Consider the following 1,994-nt stretch of genomic DNA (forward strand, 5'->3'; position numbering starts at 1 on the left):
AACTGTTGCGCTTAATTTGACAAACTATCATTTATTAAAATTTAATGGGCATATCCAAAAGGAGTAAAGTAAAGCAATTCAAATAAATAAATTAACACCTAAAGAGCAGGAGAATTTTCCTATCGAATAATTGTTGGGAACCTTGTTCTTTCTATTTTCATTCTTAAAAAGAGGGATAAGGTATAAAAAATCCGAATAAGATAGCAATGCTTTGAAAAGGGAGGAGAGATAATGAAGATAACATCAGTAGAACTCATAGGGGAAAGTTATTGGGGATTGAGCTTGTCGAGAACAAGGACACAAAAGAACCTGCGACCAATGCTCGAATCGGTAAAATAATAGGTGACTGTAAAACAAATGGGCTAATCGTCGGACGTAATGGAGATACGGTGGCTGGCTTCAACAATGTTCTCACACTCTGTCCGCCGCTTTCTTGTACGGATGAGGATTTTGATTTCATCGTCTCTGTGTTGAAGAAAGTATTCAAAGAAAATGAGTAATTAGTTAACTCGATTAAGAAGTACCTCCCTGCTTTTATAAGTACGGGGGTACTGTTTATGACGCTCCATACGGCAACCAGACTCATGTACGATGTGAAGATAACGATAATGGATTAGAACCTGTGTTTGAGACAGGAAAAGAATACTCATCTTATTGTGGGAGGAATGTCTATGCTGATCGGTGTGCCAAAGGAGATTAAAAGTAATGAAAATCGTGTGGCAATGACACCAGCTGGAGTATTTACTTTGCATTCGGCTGGCCATGAGGTAGTAATTGAAACAGGAGCAGGTCTTGGATCTAGTTTTACTGATGAAGAATACATTCAAGCGGGTGCAAAAATTGTCCAAGAGGCCGCCGAGGCATGGGGAGCAGAGATGGTTATGAAAGTGAAAGAACCCATTCCTTCTGAATACCGTTATTTCCGCAAAGGATTACTAGTATTCACGTACTTGCATTTAGCATCTGAGGTTGAGCTGACTAACGCTCTTTTGGATAACGAAGTGATTGGTCTCGCTTATGAAACAGTACAACTTCCAAACCGCTCTTTACCGTTGCTAGCGCCAATGAGTGAAGTGGCTGGGCGTATGGCGACACAAATTGGGGCTCAGTATCTTGAAAAGACAAATGGTGGAAAAGGCATACTGTTATCGGGCGTGCCGGGTGTGCCACGTGGTAAAGTCGTTGTCATTGGTGGAGGACAGGCTGGAACGAATGCTGCTCGCATTGCAATCGGTATGGGCGCCCAAGTAACAGTTCTTGATTTGTCGGTAGATCGTTTACGTCAGCTAGACGATATTTTTGGCAGCGATATTCAGACGTTAGTTTCAAACCAGTTCAATATTGCAGAATCTGTAAAAGAAGCGGATCTTGTCATTGGAGCCGTGTTGATTCCTGGAGCAAAAGCACCAAAACTTGTTTCAGAAGTGATGGTGCAATCGATGAAAACAGGTTCCGTGCTAGTGGATATCGCTATTGATCAAGGAGGAATTTTTTCCACATCTGACCGGGTAACAACTCATGATGACCCGATCTACATTAAGCACGGAGTGATCCATTATGCTGTTGCTAATATGCCTGGTGCGGTGCCGCAAACTTCTACAATGGCATTGACCAATGTGACGGTACCGTATGCACTTCAAATTGCCAATAAAGGTTGGATGCAAGCACTTCTTGATAATACATCGCTGCGAACAGGCTTAAATACCTTAAACGGGAAGATAACATGTTTGGCCGTTGCACAATCTCAAGGATTGAAATATGTATCCCCAGAGTCTCTATTAGCAGGGGAAGACTTGGTTATAAATTAATAAAAGTAGATAATAGTCCTATGAATCATAACTCAGCTGATTGGCAAATTCTTAAAACTAATTTGACATATCAATTTGATCCTTTCATGTTTCTATAGGTCAAACCCCGGGAAGTATTATACTTGAGGTGAGAACCATGGGAGAACTTTTAATCATGATAGTTTGTCAAATTAAGCGCAACAGTTG

General features: G+C 41.0%; 1 protein-coding gene and 1 pseudogene. Both read left to right on the forward strand.

The genetic code is table 11. From position 1 onward, the window contains the following. Window positions 1-260: 260 nt before the first annotated feature. Window positions 261-500: pseudogene (locus tag H7J92_RS17495) on the forward strand (aminotransferase class III-fold pyridoxal phosphate-dependent enzyme); the annotation flags it as partial. Window positions 501-671: 171 nt separating this feature from the next. After that, the gene (gene ald / locus H7J92_RS17500) at window positions 672-1,808 is read left to right on the forward strand and encodes an alanine dehydrogenase (RefSeq protein WP_221838312.1); all 1,137 of its coding nucleotides are present in this window, start codon (window positions 672-674) and stop codon (window positions 1,806-1,808) included. The last annotated feature ends 186 nt before the right edge of the window (window positions 1,809-1,994 follow it).

Source organism: Sporosarcina aquimarina (assembly GCF_019748715.1).
In the GTDB taxonomy this organism is placed as follows: domain Bacteria; phylum Bacillota; class Bacilli; order Bacillales_A; family Planococcaceae; genus Sporosarcina; species Sporosarcina newyorkensis.

Bases quoted from the DNA above. Each gene is read 5' to 3' on its own strand.
- ald (WP_221838312.1), top strand. From the start codon at position 672: ATGCTGATCGGTGTGCCAAAGGAGATTAAAAGTAATGAAAATCGTGTG.